This is a genomic window from Methyloparacoccus sp. NF-16, from assembly GCF_056880625.1.
The window spans coordinates 2,665,953-2,682,681 of record NZ_CP174130.1 but is presented as its reverse complement, the minus strand read 5'-3'; the positions used below and the strand labels follow the sequence as shown (position 1 = coordinate 2,682,681).

Below are 16,729 nucleotides of genomic sequence, written 5' to 3'. Positions count from 1 at the left end.
GTTACGCTGTCGGGGGTGGCATCGTACAATTCGGCGCCAACTCAACGCCAGCGCGGGAAAAACATGACGGCACACGATCATCAGGGCTGCATCGACACGGCTATGGCGCGGGCGGAGCAGCTTTGCCAGGAGCGTGGCGTGCGCTTCACGCCGCTGCGACGGCGGGTTCTGGCGTTGATCTGGTCCAGCCATGAATCCGTCAAGGCCTATGACCTTCTGGACGAGCTGAAGTCCTTCGACAAGTCCGCCAAGCCGGCAACCGTCTACCGTACGCTGGATTTCCTGCTGGAACAGGGCCTGATCCACCGCATCGAGAGCCTCAATGCCTTCGTCGGTTGCCGGCAACCGGGGAGGGCGCACGAACTGCTGTTGCTGATCTGCGAACGTTGCCACAATGTCGACGAGCGCCCGGCCCTCGACCTTCTGGCGGCGGCCGCCCGTGAGATCGCCGGCGCCCGTTTCACGCCGCACCGGCAGTCATTCGAGATTCGCGGCATCTGCGCGGAATGCGCGGCACGTCAGGGCCCCCCGGCCGGCTGACCGGCGCGGAATTTCATGGCGTGGCGGCAGTCTACCGCTCGCGCCGGTCCGAGATATCCATCCACCCAGCTTCAGGGATCACCGATGTTCATGCCGCTTTACTTTCCCTCCCGCGAGCCGCTCCGTGTCGTGATCGTCGGGGGCGGCTACGCCGGACTGGCTGCCCTGGTGACCTTGCGCGAGCGCCGGCCGGATGCCGAACTGACGCTGGTCGATCCGCGGGACCACCATCTCAAGATCACCCACCTGCACGAAACCTTCCGGCGCCCCCTCGACGACCTGCGGCTGCCGTTCACGGTGCTGGAAAAGCGGTTCGACATCCGGCACGTGCAGGCGGAGCTGCCGTTCGATGCCGGGCAGGTTTCATCCTGGGCGGCGGCCGGCGCGCTCACCGTCGGCGACGAAGTGCTGCCCTTCGATTACCTGCTCTGGGCGACCGGCGCCGGCTATCGGCGGTTGATGCCATCGGAGCACTGCCTGGACCTGCTGGACTTCATGCAGACGCCGGGGCCCGAGTTGCTGGCGCGTACCGTCAGCCGCTCACCCTTGGCCGAGCCGGTGATCTCGGTGGTCGGCAGCGGCGCCACCGGCATCCAGTTCCTGTTCGAGATCGCCGATCACCTGCGTCGATGCGGCCTGTCGTGGCGGCTGCGGCTGGTCGACGCCGGCGACGCACCGCTGGGCCAGTTCAATCCCAAGCTGGGGCGCTACGTGGCGTCGCGCTTGCAGGCGTTCGGGATCGATTATCTGCCGCACCACTACTGCCGTGGCCAGACGCAGGCCGAGATCGAACTCGAGCAGGCGGACACCGGCGAGCGTCTGTGCCTGCCTTCCAGCGCCGCACTGCTGTTTGCCGGCATGAACCCCGAGCCGCGTCTCCAGGCCAATGCCTTCGGCCAGGTCCGGATCGACGGCAAGACCCTGCCGCGCGTGTTCGCGGCGGGCGATTGCGCCCAGTACCGCCTGCCCGGTTCCAACGCGCTCAGTGCACAGACGGCGCTGCGCAAGGGCCGCCTGGCGGCACGCAACATCCTCCGTCATGCCAGCCGTTTCAAGCTCTTGGAGCCCTACCTGCATCGCGACCTCGGCTATGTCATCGGCATGGGCCGGGATGATGCGGTCGGCTGGCTGGCGCTGGAGGGCAACATCGTGGCCGGTCAGCCCGCCGCGCTGCTGAAGGAGGTGGTCGAGGCCCAGTATGATTTGCTGCTGGCGGGCATGGATACCTATATCCTGTGAGACATGCACAGGGCGATCACTGAACGCCGCGCGGAAACACCACCACAGCGAGGAGGTTGACGATGTTGTTCGGCTCCAACAGGCCCGTGACGGGCAAGGCCAGCACCGTGATCCACCGGCCGGTGGACGAGGTGTTCCGTTTCGTCGGCGATGATTTTCTCGTCAACTATCCGCGCTGGTCGCCCGAGGTGGTCGATCTCAGGCGGCTCAGCGAGGGGCCGATCCGGGTCGGCAGCCTGCTGCGGCAGGTGCGGATCGACCATGGCCACAAGTCGGAATCGAGCTTCCGGGTGACGGATTACCTGCCCAACCGGCGGCTAGCTTTCGATGGTGTCTCCAATGCCTACCGCTGCATCTACGATTTCGAAGTGTTCGCATCGCACGTCGACGAGGGCGAGGCGACCCGCCTGGCCTTCACGTTCGAATTTCCCGAGTTGGAACTGATCCTGCGGCCCTTCGAGAAACTGGTGCGCGTCGCCGTCCAGGACGGTGCCGAGCGCACGGTGCGCAATCTCAAGGGCCTGATCGAGCGCGAGGCCGCCAGGGTCTGACCGATACCGCCAACAACCCCCAGCGAGAGGAGGCCAAGGACATGTTCTTCATTGCCGAAAAAGATCCCGGCATCATTCCGCAGGTGCTGTCGAAAATTCTCGATGCCTGCGTCAATGGCGTTACCCTGGCCGATCCGGATCTGCCGGATATGCCCATCGTCTACGCCAACCAGGCCTTCGAGCGAATTTCCGGCTACAGCCAGGCCGAGGTGGTCGGCCGCAACTGCCGTTTCCTGCAGGGCGAGGACCGTGACCAGCTGGCACGCCGGCAACTGCGGGAGGCCATCCAGGAATGCCAGCCGGTCGAGGTGACGCTGCGCAACTATCGCAAGAACGGCGAGCTTTTCTACAATCATCTGGCGTTGACGCCGCTGTTCGATCGCGAAGGCAAGTTGATCTATTACCTGGGTGTGCAGTACGACGTCACGCGGCAGGTCCAGGCCGAGGAGGAAATCCAGCGCCTGAGCCAGACCCTGGCCGATACGCCCCGGTTCAGCTGATGCCAGTGGCCGGCGCGGTCGGCCGGAGCATGCCGGCCCGCCGGGGCGAATGACCCCGGACATCCGGGAACATTTCGAGAAAGAAGAAGGAGAGGAGAGGCCCCACCATGCCCAATGTTTCCACCAGCGTGTGCGTGAACTACACGCCTGCCGAGATGTACGATCTGGTGAACGACGTCAGGTCCTACCCCAGCTACATCCCCATGTGCAGCGACGTCAAGCTGCTGGCGCAGTCGCCGGAAAGCCTCAAGGCTACCATCACCATGGCCAAGGGCAAGATCAAGCTCTCTTTCACCACCGAGAACACCATGGAGGCCGGGAAATCCATCCGCATGCGCTTGGTCGACGGCCCCTTCAAGCGGCTGAACGGCGTCTGGCGCTTCGAGCCCAGCGGCGACATGGGCTGTGAGGCCACTTTCCGGCTCGATTTCGAGTTCGCCAACGCCCTGCTCAGCATGGCTTTCGGCGGCTTCTTCAAGGAGGTCACCGAGACGATGGTGGACGCCTTCTGCCGTCAGGCGGCCCGCAAGTACGGTGACCGCACCCGGCTGGCCTGATACCGGCGGCGAAGCCCGATCGTTGCCGCCGGATTGCCGCTGCCCATGAGCGCCGTCATGCGCCGGGTGGTCCTGGCCCGCCCATGGCTGGCGATGAGCCTGCCGGTCCGGGTCGAGACCCTCCGCATCGGTGTGCGCCTGTCCCGCAGCGACAGACTGGCGGGCACGGCCAGCCTGCATCTTGGCATCACCGGCTGGACCCTGATCCGCCGGTATGATGGCCTGGCCAGCAACACCGGCGCAGGCTGTCACCCCTGACCGATTCTCACCCACCGAGCGCATGGAACACGAATACGACCACGAGGAAGAGCGCCATAACGTCCGCGGACCCAGCAAATCCAGCCGCAAGCGGGAAAGCTCGGCGTTGCAGGATCTCGGCGAGGCGCTGATGGCGCTGTCGGCCGAACAGCTGGCACGGCTGGAACTGCCAGAGGAACTGCTGGAGGCGGTCCGGATCGGGCAGGGCATCACCGCCCATGGCGGATTGGCGCGCCAGCGCAAGTTCATCGGCAAACTGTTGCGCGGGCTGGACCCCGAGCCCATCCGCGCGGGCCTGGCGGCCCTGCGTGGCGAGAGCGCGGCGCTGGTGCGGGTGCAGCACCAGTGCGAGCGTTGGCGGGATCGCATGGTGGCCGAGGGCGATGCTGCCGTGAATGATTTTGTCGGCGAACATCCCGGGGCTGAGCGCCAGAAGTTGCGCCAGTGGGTGCGCGAGGCCCGATGCGAGCGCGATGCCGGCCTGCCGCCGCGCGCGGCACGGTTGCTGTTCCGCTACTTGCGCGAGTTTCTGTCCGCGGACGCCGAGGCCCCGGCTTCGCCGGCCGGAGCGGAACAGGGCTGATCCTCATCTGCGAGCCGGTCCCGCGGTCGGCCCTTATGAAACGGGCCGAATTGCGATTATCATGCCAGCTGTTTCGGCGGGATAGGGATCGGTCGGCGGCGCTTATGTCACAGGGGTTGGGGTGGTTGCTGTACGGGCTGGCCGTTGGGCTGGCCTGGCTGTTGACGGGCCAGGTGCGGCGCTATGCGGAACGGCGACTCATGGATTTGCCCAATGCCCGCAGCTCGCATCGGCAGCCGACGCCGCGCGGCGGCGGTCTGGCCATCGTGCTGGTGTTCTCGCTTGCCCTGGCCGGGCTGGCGGGTCTTGGCCGGGTGCCCTGGCCTTTGTTCATGGCACTGGCGGGATTCGTCCCGCTGGCCGCCATCGGCTTTGTTGACGACCACGGCCATGTCCCGGCCCGCTGGCGCTTCCTCGTCCAGCTGGCCGCCGCGGTCTGGGCGCTCGCCTGGCTGGGCGACCTTTCGCGCCTGACGATCGGCGGTCATCTTCTGAACCTGGGCGGGATCGGGCACCTGCTGGCGGCCCTGTGGATCGTCTGGATGATCAATCTGTTCAACTTCATGGACGGCATCGACGGCATCGCCGGACTGGAAGCCATGTCGGTGGCGGCATCGGCGGCATTGCTGGCCGGTACCGATGCAGCGGTGGCGGGCCCGTCGCTGGCGCTGGCGGCGGCTACCGGCGGCTTCCTGATCTGGAACTGGCCGCCGGCGAAAATTTTCATGGGCGATGTCGGCAGCGGGGCGCTGGGCTTCGTGCTGGCGGTTCTGGCGCTGTGGTCTGCCGGGCAGGGAACCCTCAGCCTTGGCGTGTGGTGGATACTGGCGGCCGTGTTTCTGGTCGATGCCACGCTGACATTGCTGATACGCCTCGGTCGCGGCGAACGCTGGTATGAGGCCCACCGCAGCCACGCCTATCAGCATGCCGCCCGGCGCCGGGGCGCCCATCGCCCGGTGACGCTGGGGGTCTTTGCCATCAATGTGCTCTGGCTGTTGCCGCTGGCCTGGCTGGCAGCGGCGCACCCATGGCTGGAGCCCGTCGCGCTTGCCATGGCCATCCTGCCCCTGGCACTGGCAGCCTATCGGCTGGGCGCCGGCAGGCCCTGAGGGAACCCCGGCTTGATTCCCGCCAAACTGCGCTTGCGCTCCCTGGTTTTCCTGCACGACCTGGTCATGGTCGTGCTGGCCTGGCTGGGTGCCTACTGGCTGCGCTTCAACCTGTCGCTGCCGCCGCCGAAGTACGTCGATTCCGCGCTCGAGACCCTGCCGGTGGTACTGCTGGTCCAGCTGCTGGTGTTCTCCCGGCTGGGGCTCTACCGGGGTGTCTGGCGCTTCGCCTCGGTGCCGGACCTGATCCGCATCGGCAAGTCGGCTCTGGTCGGGGTGGCGCTGCTCGCCGTGGCGCTGTACTTCTACAACCGTCTGGAGGACGTGCCACGCTCCGTGCCACCGCTGTACGTGATGCTGCTGGGGTTGTTGCTGGCAGGGCCGCGACTGATCTACCGCATGTGGAAGGATCAGGGTATCGCCCTGGTGGTGGGTCGGCGCACGCTGGTGGTGGGCGCCGGCCGTGCCGCCGAGCTGCTGGTGCGCGACCTGCTGCGTGCCCGCGACAGCCGTTTCATCCCGGTGGCGCTGGTTGATGACGATCCCGGCAAGAAAGGCAGCGAGCTCCACGGCGTGCGGGTCCGCGGACCGTGCGAACTGATTCCCGCGCTGGTCGAGCGGCTGGAGATCGAGGCCATTCTCATCGCCGTGCCGTCGGCCACCGATCGGGAGATGCGACGCATCGTCGAGACCTGCGAGGGCACCGGCATCCCCTTCCTGACCCTGCCGTCGGTGCAGGACATGCTGGCCGGGCAGATGGCCGGCAATCTGCGCGAGGTCTCCATCGAAGACCTGCTGGGACGCACCCCGGTGCAGCTCGACCGCCGCGCCGTGCAGGCGCATGTCGCGGGCGTCCGGATTCTGGTGACGGGCGGCGGCGGTTCCATCGGTTCGGAGCTCTGCAAGCAGATCGCTCGTTTCGCGCCGGCGGAACTGGTCATCTTCGAGCAGTGCGAATACAACCTCTACCGGATCGAGCAGACGTTGCGGCGGTCGTTTCCGGACCTGAGGCTGGTCGCCCGGCTTGGCGATGTGACCGACCGGCTGGCCGTCGAGCGCGCGATGCTCGAGGCGCGCCCGGACATCCTCTTCCATGCCGCCGCCTACAAGCATGTGCCCTTGTTGCAGGGCCAGGCCCGTCAGGCCGTGCGCAACAACGTCATCGGCACCCGGATCGTCGCGGAGGCGGCATGTGCGGCAGGCGTGCGCCAGTTTGTGCTGATTTCCACCGACAAGGCCGTGCGGCCCACCAATGTCATGGGCGCCACCAAGCGTGCCGCCGAGAAGCTGGTGCAGAGCCTCAATGGCGACGGCGGGACCCGCTTCATCACGGTGCGGTTCGGCAACGTGCTGGATTCCGCCGGCAGCGTCGTACCGCTGTTCCGCGAGCAGATCCGCGGCGGTGGCCCGGTCACCGTGACCCATCCCGAGGTCACCCGCTATTTCATGACCATTCCGGAAGCCTGCCAGCTGATCATGCAGGCGGCCGCCGTTGGCCAGGGCGGGGAAATCTTCGTGCTGGACATGGGCGAGCCGGTATCCATCCGCTATCTGGCCGAGCAGATGATCCGCCTCTCCGGCAAGCGGGTCGGCGATGATGTCGCCATCGACTATGTCGGCCTCAGGCCTGGCGAAAAACTCACCGAGGAGCTGTTCCTGGACGACGAGCGGCCCATGCCGACACCGCATGCCAAGCTGCTGCTGGCGCGTTCCGTGAGCCTGGAGCGCGCCGAGGTCGGGCGCCGGGTGGAGGCGCTCGACGAGGCGGTCTCCCGTTTCGACGAGGCCGCGGTCCTTGGTCAGCTGCGCGCCCTGGTGCCGGAGTTTGTCGATGCGCCGGCAGCGGCCGGTCTCCCGGAGCCGCCTGGGGCTGCCGGCAGCGCGGAGCGTGGCGGCCGTTGAGCTCGCCGATGAGCAGTGCTTGTCTTGTCGCACACTTTCCATTATCCTTATCGGCTTTTCACGTATTGCCATTTGTTTGGAGCGCGCAGTAATGAAGACCTTCAGCGCCAAGCCGGCCGAAGTTAAACGCGACTGGTATGTCATCGATGCCGACGGAAAGACGCTGGGCCGCCTTTCGACAGAGATCGCGCGCCGCCTGCGCGGCAAGCACAAGGTCGAATACACCCCGCATGTCGACACCGGTGATTACATTATCGTCATCAATGCGGAGAAGGTTCGCGTCACCGGCACCAAGGAAAAGGACAAGATTTACTACAGGCATACCGGCTACATCGGCAACATGAAGTCGGTGGCGCTGGGCAAGCTGCGGCAGACCCATCCGGCCCGCATCATCGAGACCGCCGTGCAGGGCATGCTGCCCAAGAACCCGCTGGGTCGCGCCATGTTCCGCAAGCTCAAGGTCTATGCTGGCGCCGCGCACCAACACCAGGCACAGCAGCCGAAACTGCTGGAAATCTAACCGAGACAAGCTGGAACACCCATGGCACAACAGCACTATTACGGAACCGGCCGTCGCAAGAGCGCCGTTGCCCGCGTATTCGCCAAGACCGGCAGCGGCCGCATTCTGGTCAACAACAAGCCGGTCGAGGAATATTTCGGCCGCAAGACCGACCAGATGGTTGTGCGTCAGCCGCTGGAACTAGTCTCCCTGGGTGAGAAGATGGATGTGATGATCACCGTTTCCGGCGGTGGCCCCAGCGGCCAGGCAGGTGCCATTCGTCACGGACTGACCCGCGCCCTGATCGATTTCGACGAAAACCTGCGTCAGCCCCTGCGGCGCGCCGGCTACGTCACCCGCGATGCCCGCGAGGTCGAGCGCAAGAAGGTCGGTCTGCACGGCGCCCGTCGTCGGCCGCAGTACTCCAAGCGCTGATCGGGCCACCACGTTAAATGGGGGATCGTCTAGCGGCAGGACTACGGACTCTGACTCCGTCAACCTAGGTTCGAATCCTAGTCCCCCAGCCAATAAAATCAAGCCCTTACAGAAATGTAAGGGCTTTTTTTTCGCCCATGGGACACTGGTGGGACACTCGCTGAAAAGAGATAGCAACAAATGGCCGCTACTCGCTGCCCGCCTGCGCATGGTGCCGGTTTCATCCATCGCTTGAAGCCAGGGGTGCCCGTGGTGCGCGGTGGCGTTCACCATACAGGCCGCCATTGCCGCTCAAGTCGCACAATGAATATATTAGTATTCGCTTAAGTAATGGAGGAACCTTAAGCAATTTTTGTGGCTAGCGCACCGCAGGGGCTCTCATTACCCGCCGTGGCTGTGGATGGGGAGGACCCGGGCATTGTTTTTTGAACCCCCGCCAAACCCCATACAAAAAATACAAAATTCGGGACTGAGTGCCCCATGAGTGCCCGTGAGAGGGTAGCAGTGGCCCGCTTGCCCTGGTGATGGAATCAACCCCCCCCCCAAGCGTCATACAAAAAATACAGAAATCGGGCCGGAGTGAGCCCCTTTTTTTCGTGAGTGCCCCGTGAGTGCCCCATGCGGATGACCAATAAACGGGAAGCCCCGCCATTCGTGGCCTGTAGAGGATGGCGCATTGGATTGCTAATCCGGTGCTCCTGTTTTTGCCATCCAGCCGCCGCCCTGATGGGTGGCAACCGTGGCGACTGCCAGACCCGCCCGACCATCCCGCCATGATTCAGAAATGACAATCTGAACCCCTGCCGAGAGTCATACAAAAAATACAAAATTCGGGCAGATTGTCCCATGAGTGTCCCATGGGCCGCATCGCCACATGACGATGCCATGAAAAACAATGGCATGGGATAGCAGGTTAAAGGATTCGGCATCCTTTGTTGCTATCTTTTGCGGTTTTCGCTAGAGTTTTGTGCAAGGTGAACGGGGCAGGTAGGAGCTACCCCGTTCGTGACCGCAAAACCCAGGGGGCTGGGTTCGGGCCGCTGACATTGTACCCGCCGCCGCTGCCACGCCCCCATACACACGCCACAGGGGGGCAATCATGGCTGTAATAGAGAAGCGTACCGCCCAAGATGGGACCGTGAGCTTTCGCGTCAAGGTTCGCATGAAGGGCTATCCCGCCCAAACCGCAACATTCCCCAGACTCACAGACGCCCGCCGCTGGGCCGCCGATACCGAAAGCGCCATCCGACAGGGACGGCACTTCGAGACAAGCGAGGCCAAAAAACGCACGGTGTCCGACCTTATCAAGGCATACCGGGCCGATGTGCTGCCTAGGCTTCGCAGTGCCAGTGCCCGAGAGGTTCACCTTCAATGGTGGGATGACGTGCTGGGGCCTTACCTGCTGGCCGATGTTCGCCCCGCCCTGCTGCTGGATACCCGAAAAGCCCTGTTCGACAAGCCAAGCCCACGCGGCAAGGTGGGCCAGTCGACCGTGAACCGCTACTGTTCGACCATGAGCCATGCTTTTTCATGGGCCATGAAGGAACGGCAGTGGGTGAACGATAACCCGTTTTTCAAGATTGCCAACCTGAAAGAACCCGAGGGGGTGATTCGGTTCCTGTCCGATGAGGAACGCGCCGCCCTGCTGGAAGCCGCCGAAGCCAAGAGCCCCGACCTTCACGCCATCATCGTATTGGCCTTGTCGACGGGTGCCCGACGCAATGAAATCTTAGGCCTGAAGTGGTCCGAGGTCGACCTAAAGGCCGGGCTGCTGACCTTCCCCCGCACCAAAAACGGCAGTGTTCGCCGGGTGCCAGTAACCGGCAAGGCACTCGAACTGCTGAAAGGCATCGCCGCTGAGCGCAAGCTGAAAGACCCGAGCGGGCTGGTATTTCCTGGCCGGACCGAAAAGACCAAGGGCAAGCCGCTGGCCATCGAAAATATCTTCCGGGCTGCCTTGCGGGATGCCGCCATCGAGAATTTCAGGTTCCACGACCTGAGACACAGCGCCGCATCGTATCTGGTGATGGCCGGGGTTCCGATGCCGACCGTGGCCGAAATCCTAGGCCATCGTGACCTGAAAATGACGCAACGCTACAGCCATCTGAGCCGCGAGCACGTGAGCGAGGCGGTGGGCAAGCTGGATAGCGTCATGTTTGGGGGTGCGAAATGACCGATGACAAGGCAACGGCCCCGTTCGTGCTGCGCAAGAAATCGCCCGAGGAACTCGAGCGCATCCGCGCCGAACGCGAGGCCAGACACGCCGAACAACAGGATGCCATCCGGGCCGCCGCCGATGAGTTCATACGCCCAATGGCTGAACGCGCCCGGGAAACCATGGAAGCCGCGCTGGCGGTGCATCGGCTGACCATCCCGGACCTGTCCGAGATTGCCCGACAGGCAACCCCAAACCTGCCCGAGATGTGGCAACAAATGCAACGCGCCACGATGCCGGACCTGTCCGAGATGGTGCGACGGCTGACGATACCGGACGAACTGCGGATGACGCCCGAGGAACTAGAGCTAAAAGAGCTAGAGCGCCGATTGAATGAGAGTCTCGAATCGAGCCGCCGCAACGAGGAACTGTTGAGGCGACGGATTCAGGACGACCGCGCCCGGTTCATTCGAGACATGGCCGAAGCCAACGCCGCCGCCATCGTCCAAGCGCAAGGCAAGAGCGAGCCGGTCCAAGCCCTACAGGTTGAACCCGCTACGCTTCCCCAGGGTGAAGCCGCCGCCGCGCCCCAGGAAGGGCAGGAAAAGCCCAAGCCCGCCAAACCTGAGCCCCGGCAAACCGAAATTAACCGCTGGCTTAGGGACACATGGGAAGCCGAGGGCCGCCCCGGTGGGGCCGCGTTTTTCCGCAAGCTGAAGGCATACAAAGGAAAGCCGGGTAGCCCTATTCGGGAATGGTGGCAAGCTGGGGAAAGGGCCGGGATTGAATACGAAACAAGCGCCGGGGCCCGCAAAGAATGGACCGTGAAAACACTTCGAAACAAAATCAGCAATTGGAGGCAGGCCGCCGCCCCTGACAAGCCATAACCACAGGGCGCGGCAAGCAGCGAAACGCTGTCAAGACCGAAACTGCCCGCCATTTTCCCGGGGGAGCTTCCCGGGGGAATATCCCGCCTTCCCGATTTCTGAGACCGGGAAAAAATCGACTGTTGAATGTGCCCATGCCCCGCGCCGTGTGGGGCCTTACCCAGAGGTACATTCAAATGACCGATTCGAGACTCATACCCGTAACTGATTGGCCAAAGTTTCACACATGGCCGCCTGTGGGTGGTTTGCGCCATATCATTTTCAACGCCGAATCGAATGGGTTTTCCCCAGCCATCAAGCGAGTCGGCCGACGCGTTTTGATTGACGAAGCCCGGTTTTTCGCCATCGTCGAAGACCAGAACAGGCGGGGGGCCTGATGAGCGACAGAACGCTACCCCTGCCCGGGCACATGCCCGCCCGCGTATTGGCGAGGCTGATACTGGGTGAAAAACACTCGCACCGAAGCTTTGACGGTATAGCACATTCATACCGCCTGAGTTCGCCCATTGAAAGGCTGCGCAACCTTTACGGGTGGCCTATCGAGGATGTTTGGATGGACTGTTATACCGGGGACGCGGGAAGGCGGGCCCGGTATAAGAGGTACTTTCTGGGCACCGAAACACTCGCCACAATTTCAGACGATGAGCGAGCATGGGCCTTTAGGGTATTGCGGAAAGAGCGCGAAAGAGCCGCCTAATCAATGACCGGGGCGGGTGCCGCCCGCCCCCTATCCTTCGAGGTAATCCAATGACCGACCAAATTATACCCCCGAGCAGTGGGGCCGATGAACTGCTGGCCGCATTAACTCGCATCGCCGATGCCCTTGAACGACTGGCGAGTAGTGGGGCCGCCGCTAATTTTATTCGTGAGGATTCGTCCCGGTATCTTTGCGAGACTATCGCGAGCTTGCATGACTATCCGCCAAAACCGCCCGCAAGGGGCAGGGGCCGCGCATGAGAGCGGAAACCGTTAAGCGCGAAATTCAGCCAGAGGAGTTCTACACCGCCGAACTGCCGGACATGAGGCCGCCCAAGCGCATCGGGTGGGCTGATGGCGGGCTGTGCCCCTTCCATGCTGACGCCCACGCCGGGTCGTTTCGGGTGCACACCGAAAGCGGGGCCTTTTGCTGCTTTTCATGTGGTGCCAGAGGTGGCGACATTTTGGCCTTTATCATGCTTCGCGACGGGCGGGGGTTCCGCGAAACCCTGGAGTATCTGGCCACTGAATACATGGGGGCGAGAGCATGAACGCCATCCCGCAAAGTTACAACGGCAAGCCCTTGCGCCACGCTTGGCCCTACCGTTCGCCCGTGGGTGACGTGGTGGGCATCGTGGCACGGTATCAAAACGGAACGGCACATAAGGACGTGGTGCCATTTTTCAGGCAAAGCGGGGCAGGATGGGCCGCTGGTGCATCACCCGACCCGCGCCCGCTATTTGGTCTTGAGTATGTGAAGGCTGACCCTGACCGCCGCGCCGTGCTGGTGGTGGAGGGCGAGCGGGCCGCCGCCGCGTTGCAATCGCTGGGGCTGTGCGCCATCACTTCGCAAGGTGGAAGCAAAGCTGCCTGCAAGAGCGACTGGGGGCCGGTGTCAGGCTTCGCGCACGCCTACCTGCTGCCCGACAACGACGAGCCCGGCATGAGCTACGCCCGTGACGTTTTCAACCTGCTGCAAGCCCTGGAAGCGCCGCCCGTCTGCCATCTACTGACCCTGCCCGACTTGCCCGAGGCTGGCGACGTGGTTGACTGGATACAGGCGCGGTGCCCGGGGTGGGACGGCTTCCGGCCGGTGCCCGAGCCCGAGCGGGAGCGGTTGCTGGCCGAGCTTCGCGCCCTGGTGAAGGACGCCGCCGCGCCAATCCCTGACGACTGGACCCAAGCCGAGAAAAGCGACTGGGAAGCGCCGGTGTCACTGGAGACCGGCCACCTGCCAGCGTGGCCCGCTGGCGTATTTCCTGGTTCTATCGAGGAGTTCGTACGGGGCTTGGCCGAAGCGACGGAAACGCCGGTTGAGTTGCCCGCGTTGTTCACGCTGGCCGCACTATCGACGGCTGCGCAGGGCAAGTTTCAGGTGTGCATCAAGCCGGGTTACGTCGAGCCGGTGAACATCTGGACCTGTCCGGCACTGGTCCCGGGTTCACGCAAAAGCGCCGTCAAGGCCAGCGTGACCGCCCCCCTTGTGAAGTGGGAACGCGAACAACGGCAAGCCATGGAAGCCGACATCAAGGCCGCTGCCAGCGAGCAAAAGACCATAGCCGAGCGGGTGGCCGCCATGCGCAAGAAATGCGCGCAGGCGAAAGGCATGGAGGCCGAGAGCATGAGCCGAGAGATTGCCGACCTTGAGGCGAGCATGAAGCCGATACCGATACCCCCCCAGGTGTTCACCGATGACGTGACCGCCGAGCGGCTGGGTTCGCTGATGGCTGACCATAGCGAGCGGATGGCGATACTCTCCGACGAAGCCGGGGTGTTCGAGAACATGGCGGGGCGCTATTCGGCAGGCATTCCGAACCTTGATGTTTACCTGCAAGGCCACGCCGGTTCCGCCGTTCGTGTCGACCGAGGGAGCCGACCGAGTGTGTTTATGTACCGCCCCGCGCTAACCATCGGCATAAGCCCCCAGCCTGACGTGCTGCGCGGGCTGACATCCAAGCCGGGATTCCGGGGCCGGGGCCTGCTGGCGAGGTTCCTATACGCCATGCCCGCGCCGAATCTAGGGCAACGCACGGGCCAGACCCGCCCCCTTTCCGAGGATATGCGGCTGCGCTGGGAAGGCATCCTGACCGCCATCCTGAACGCGCCTGTGGCGACGGGTGCCGATGGCGAGCCGATGCCGCACACGCTGAAGCTGACCCCCGAGGCTTTCGCATCCTGGCAAGCGTTTTGGTGCGAGGTCGAGCAAGACATGGGGCCGGGTGGCCGGTTCGAGTTCGTAACCGATTGGGCTGGAAAGTTGCCGGGTGCCGTGGCAAGGTTGGCGGGGCTGCTGCACATTGCCCGGCATGTGTTCCGGGGTGCGCACACTCAGGAAATCGACCTTGCCGACATGAGCAAGGCGATACAGGTAGGCCGCTGTCTGAGCGTTCATGCACTGGCAGTGTTTGACCTGATGGGCGCTGACCCTGCCTTAGACGGTGCCCGGGCCGTGCTGGGCTGGATTCGCGCCGAAGGCTTACAGGTGTTCACCTTCCGTGACTGCCACAACCGCCATCAAGGCCGGTTCAAGCGAGCCGATGGGCTGGACCCCGTGCTAGAGGTGCTGGCCGAGCGGGGCTACATTCGCCGCGCCCGTACCCCGGGACATCAAGGCCGGGGCAGACCTTCAAAGGTGTTTGAGGTGAACCCTGCCGCCCACGACTAACGCCGCATCCGGCGCCCGCAAGACAGACCCGCCGGCGATGGCGGGTTTTTTGTGGCTGTCACCTTGTGCGCTGCCAGCCGTGGCGACGTGGGAAGGGATTTTTGTATTTATTGTATGAGGTGTGGGGGGTTTTGTACTTTCTGTATGAGTGCCCTTAAATATCACTTGAGGAATTTTGTATTTTTTGTATGGGGTAATGGGGGTTTTGTATTTTCTGTAGAGGTTCCCTTAAATATCACTTGGGGCATCTTTCCCTTGTCTGACACGGGACTGTGGGGCTGCCCCATGGGACACTGGTGGGACAGTTGACCGCAAAAAACGGCGGTTATCCACAGGCAAGTAAAACAAGCGTTTCACTGCAAGCTGTTGAATTGCATTGTTTTTATGTGCTGCAGAGTGTTGCCGTTAACCCCTTGTGAAAGACTCTGACTCCGTCAACCTAGGTTCGAATCCTAGTCCCCCAGCCAACAAGGAAAAGAGGTTACCGAGCGTAGCCTCTTTTTTTGTCCGTTACACACCTTTCTCGTCTGCCAGCTTGGTTACACACTCAGATGAACAAGCTACTCGGGTCAGCCGAACTGTAAAAATTAAGACATTCGATGGGGATGGATCCATCGGTTAGGAGAGAACACGGTGAACCAGCTTGTAAAGATCAGTGGTTGGCTCATGGCCCTGCCGGTGCTCGTGTCGTTGGCGGGCTGTCCGGCGATGATGGCGGCACGGATCGCTAAGAAAGCGTCGGAAAGCTCATCCAGCAGCGACAAGACAAGCGCCACCAAACCCAGCACCTCCACTCCAGCGTCTGTGAGCCAATAAGCGTCAGCCAGGAAGGGGACCCGCTGAACTGTGTGGGGCTTATCGGTACCATAAGCAAATAAAATGGAAACAGTCTAGACAAATCCCGATCTTTTGTTGCCTATGGCTGTCATAATGTTTGCGTGTTCAAAAACCCACAAACATTATGGAATTTCTTATCGTAACGTTCATTCTCATCGTGGCGATGGCAACCGTTGATCTGCCGCATGGCAGGCCGTCCAAATCACCCATGGCGCCTATCCACGTCAACCGGGCTCGTCGCTCACCCTCCACTTGACCGCATGGACCTTCAGCTTCGACAATGAATAACGCCAATAGCATCCCTACAAGCCCCTTCAGCAGGGGCTTTTTTGGGTCGAGCATGGCGTCAGATGGGTTCCACCGGGTTCTACCCCGATATCACGGATACTTTCGAGCAGGCTTGCAAGCGCCATGAGGAGAGTTCATTTCTATGAGCGCAAGAAGTACAGCCCCGAGTTCAAGCGAGTAGCGGTCGAGCGGGTTCGTCGATCTGAAACCCGCTGCCGGCAGATAGCCATGGCGATCGGGGTCGGCCCGAACGTGCTCACCCGGTGGGTTCGGGAGGCAGAGGCCGTCGGCAAGAAGGTCTTCTCGGGCACCGGCAGCCCGCGCGATGAGGAACTGGTCCGCCTCAAGCGCGAGCTGGCTCGTGTTACCAAGGAACGGGATTTTTCAAGAGACGCGGCAGCGTACTTCGCCATGGCATCATCAAACGGTACGCGATGATCCGGCGCTGCCGCAACGAGTACCCGGTACGGTTGATGTGCCGCTGCCTGCCGGCATCCATCACCCCGCGATGATGACGCCTGGGAGGGGCGCACACCCAGCCCGCGTGCTCAGGAGACTGTGCGTCGGCTGAGCCGTCTTCGCCACATCCACGAGGGCAGTCGCGGCGTGATTGGCGCGCCGCCCATGCATGAGGATCTGCTCGACGAGGGTGAGCGTGTCCGTCTCGATCGCGTTGCGCGTCTGATGGCGGCGGACGGTCTTCAAGGCTGGTCGCGACGCAGGAAGGAAAATTGTTCCTGTGCGTGGTGCTCAACCTGTACGGCAAGCTGGTGATCGGCTGATCGATACACCACCGGCAGGACCGGCCATCGGGTGATGCGCGCGGCGGAGATGGCGGTCTGGCAGCGCCAGTGGGCTAGTCAGTGATGCTGCATTCGGACCGCGGCTGTCAGTTCGTGAGCGGCGACGACCTGCGCTTCCAGAGTCGCAATACGCTGATCTGCCGCATGAGTGCAGTGGGGCATGGTGGTGACAAGGTTGCCTGCGAGGGCCTCTTCGGGATGCTCAATTGACCTGCGCCCTACCGG

General features: G+C 63.0%; 16 protein-coding genes, 1 tRNA gene and 1 pseudogene. All 18 read left to right on the top strand.

Going from position 1 to position 16,729, the window contains the following annotated elements; all coding sequences use genetic code 11:
• The first annotated feature begins 63 nt into the window (after positions 1-63).
• The gene (locus ACH5N8_RS12755) at positions 64-540 is read left to right on the top strand and encodes a Fur family transcriptional regulator (protein ID WP_483281579.1); all 477 of its coding nucleotides are present in this window, start codon (positions 64-66) and stop codon (positions 538-540) included.
• Between the two features lie 84 nt (positions 541-624).
• Positions 625-1,779: an NAD(P)/FAD-dependent oxidoreductase gene (locus ACH5N8_RS12750; protein WP_483281578.1), complete on the top strand. Its 1,155-nt coding sequence runs from the start codon at positions 625-627 to the stop codon at positions 1,777-1,779.
• A 62-nt stretch (positions 1,780-1,841) separates the two neighbouring features.
• Positions 1,842-2,330 (top strand): SRPBCC family protein, encoded by a 489-nt coding sequence (locus tag ACH5N8_RS12745; protein WP_460028804.1) that lies wholly within the window; start codon positions 1,842-1,844, stop codon positions 2,328-2,330.
• A 41-nt stretch (positions 2,331-2,371) separates the two neighbouring features.
• Entirely contained in the window at positions 2,372-2,830 is a 459-nt protein-coding gene (locus ACH5N8_RS12740; RefSeq protein ID WP_460028803.1) for a PAS domain-containing protein, read from the top strand.
• Positions 2,831-2,937: 107 nt separating this feature from the next.
• Positions 2,938-3,387: a type II toxin-antitoxin system RatA family toxin gene (locus ACH5N8_RS12735; RefSeq protein ID WP_460028802.1), complete on the top strand. Its 450-nt coding sequence runs from the start codon at positions 2,938-2,940 to the stop codon at positions 3,385-3,387.
• Between the two features lie 45 nt (positions 3,388-3,432).
• Complete coding sequence (locus ACH5N8_RS12730) at positions 3,433-3,645, top strand: hypothetical protein (RefSeq protein WP_483281577.1); 213 nt, start codon at positions 3,433-3,435, stop codon at positions 3,643-3,645.
• Positions 3,646-3,667: 22 nt separating this feature from the next.
• Positions 3,668-4,228: a ribosome biogenesis factor YjgA gene (gene yjgA / locus ACH5N8_RS12725; RefSeq protein WP_483281576.1), complete on the top strand. Its 561-nt coding sequence runs from the start codon at positions 3,668-3,670 to the stop codon at positions 4,226-4,228.
• A gap of 104 nt (positions 4,229-4,332) precedes the next feature.
• Positions 4,333-5,337: an MraY family glycosyltransferase gene (locus ACH5N8_RS12720; protein WP_483281575.1), complete on the top strand. Its 1,005-nt coding sequence runs from the start codon at positions 4,333-4,335 to the stop codon at positions 5,335-5,337.
• A gap of 12 nt (positions 5,338-5,349) precedes the next feature.
• Positions 5,350-7,239, top strand: a complete 1,890-nt coding sequence (locus tag ACH5N8_RS12715; RefSeq protein ID WP_483281574.1) for a polysaccharide biosynthesis protein — start codon at positions 5,350-5,352, stop codon at positions 7,237-7,239.
• Between the two features lie 91 nt (positions 7,240-7,330).
• Positions 7,331-7,759, top strand: coding sequence for a 50S ribosomal protein L13 (rplM, locus tag ACH5N8_RS12710; protein ID WP_483281573.1), 429 nt, complete (start codon positions 7,331-7,333; stop codon positions 7,757-7,759).
• 21 nt (positions 7,760-7,780) lie between these two features.
• A complete protein-coding gene (gene rpsI / locus ACH5N8_RS12705; RefSeq protein WP_460028796.1) occupies positions 7,781-8,173 on the top strand; it encodes a 30S ribosomal protein S9 in 393 nt (130 codons plus the stop codon).
• An 18-nt stretch (positions 8,174-8,191) separates the two neighbouring features.
• Positions 8,192-8,265: transfer RNA gene (locus ACH5N8_RS12700), tRNA-Gln, on the top strand.
• Positions 8,266-9,311: 1,046 nt separating this feature from the next.
• Positions 9,312-10,346, top strand: a complete 1,035-nt coding sequence (locus ACH5N8_RS12695; protein ID WP_483281572.1) for a tyrosine-type recombinase/integrase — start codon at positions 9,312-9,314, stop codon at positions 10,344-10,346.
• Positions 10,343-11,215: a hypothetical protein gene (locus tag ACH5N8_RS12690; protein ID WP_483281571.1), complete on the top strand. Its 873-nt coding sequence runs from the start codon at positions 10,343-10,345 to the stop codon at positions 11,213-11,215. The genes ACH5N8_RS12695 and ACH5N8_RS12690 overlap by 4 nt, the downstream gene beginning before the upstream one ends.
• A 953-nt stretch (positions 11,216-12,168) precedes the next feature.
• The gene (locus ACH5N8_RS12685) at positions 12,169-12,462 is read left to right on the top strand and encodes a CHC2 zinc finger domain-containing protein (protein ID WP_483281570.1); all 294 of its coding nucleotides are present in this window, start codon (positions 12,169-12,171) and stop codon (positions 12,460-12,462) included.
• Positions 12,459-14,576 carry a YfjI family protein gene (locus ACH5N8_RS12680; protein WP_483281569.1) on the top strand — a complete coding sequence of 706 codons (2,118 nt, stop codon included), beginning with the start codon at positions 12,459-12,461 and terminating at the stop codon, positions 14,574-14,576. The genes ACH5N8_RS12685 and ACH5N8_RS12680 overlap by 4 nt, the downstream gene beginning before the upstream one ends.
• Positions 14,577-15,209: 633 nt before the next feature.
• Positions 15,210-15,392: a hypothetical protein gene (locus tag ACH5N8_RS12675; RefSeq protein ID WP_483281568.1), complete on the top strand. Its 183-nt coding sequence runs from the start codon at positions 15,210-15,212 to the stop codon at positions 15,390-15,392.
• A 432-nt stretch (positions 15,393-15,824) separates the two neighbouring features.
• Positions 15,825-16,708: pseudogene (locus ACH5N8_RS12670) on the top strand (transposase); the annotation flags it as partial.
• Positions 16,709-16,729: the final 21 nt, after the last annotated feature.

Bases quoted from the DNA above. Each gene is read 5' to 3' on its own strand.
- ACH5N8_RS12755 (WP_483281579.1), top strand. From the start codon at position 64: ATGACGGCACACGATCATCAGGGCTGCATCGACACGGCTATGGCGCGG.
- ACH5N8_RS12750 (WP_483281578.1), top strand. From the start codon at position 625: ATGTTCATGCCGCTTTACTTTCCCTCCCGCGAGCCGCTCCGTGTCGTG.
- ACH5N8_RS12745 (WP_460028804.1), top strand. From the start codon at position 1,842: ATGTTGTTCGGCTCCAACAGGCCCGTGACGGGCAAGGCCAGCACCGTG.
- ACH5N8_RS12740 (WP_460028803.1), top strand. From the start codon at position 2,372: ATGTTCTTCATTGCCGAAAAAGATCCCGGCATCATTCCGCAGGTGCTG.
- ACH5N8_RS12735 (WP_460028802.1), top strand. From the start codon at position 2,938: ATGCCCAATGTTTCCACCAGCGTGTGCGTGAACTACACGCCTGCCGAG.
- ACH5N8_RS12730 (WP_483281577.1), top strand. From the start codon at position 3,433: ATGAGCGCCGTCATGCGCCGGGTGGTCCTGGCCCGCCCATGGCTGGCG.
- yjgA (WP_483281576.1), top strand. From the start codon at position 3,668: ATGGAACACGAATACGACCACGAGGAAGAGCGCCATAACGTCCGCGGA.
- ACH5N8_RS12720 (WP_483281575.1), top strand. From the start codon at position 4,333: ATGTCACAGGGGTTGGGGTGGTTGCTGTACGGGCTGGCCGTTGGGCTG.
- rplM (WP_483281573.1), top strand. From the start codon at position 7,331: ATGAAGACCTTCAGCGCCAAGCCGGCCGAAGTTAAACGCGACTGGTAT.
- rpsI (WP_460028796.1), top strand. From the start codon at position 7,781: ATGGCACAACAGCACTATTACGGAACCGGCCGTCGCAAGAGCGCCGTT.
- ACH5N8_RS12690 (WP_483281571.1), top strand. From the start codon at position 10,343: ATGACCGATGACAAGGCAACGGCCCCGTTCGTGCTGCGCAAGAAATCG.
- ACH5N8_RS12685 (WP_483281570.1), top strand. From the start codon at position 12,169: ATGAGAGCGGAAACCGTTAAGCGCGAAATTCAGCCAGAGGAGTTCTAC.
- ACH5N8_RS12680 (WP_483281569.1), top strand. From the start codon at position 12,459: ATGAACGCCATCCCGCAAAGTTACAACGGCAAGCCCTTGCGCCACGCT.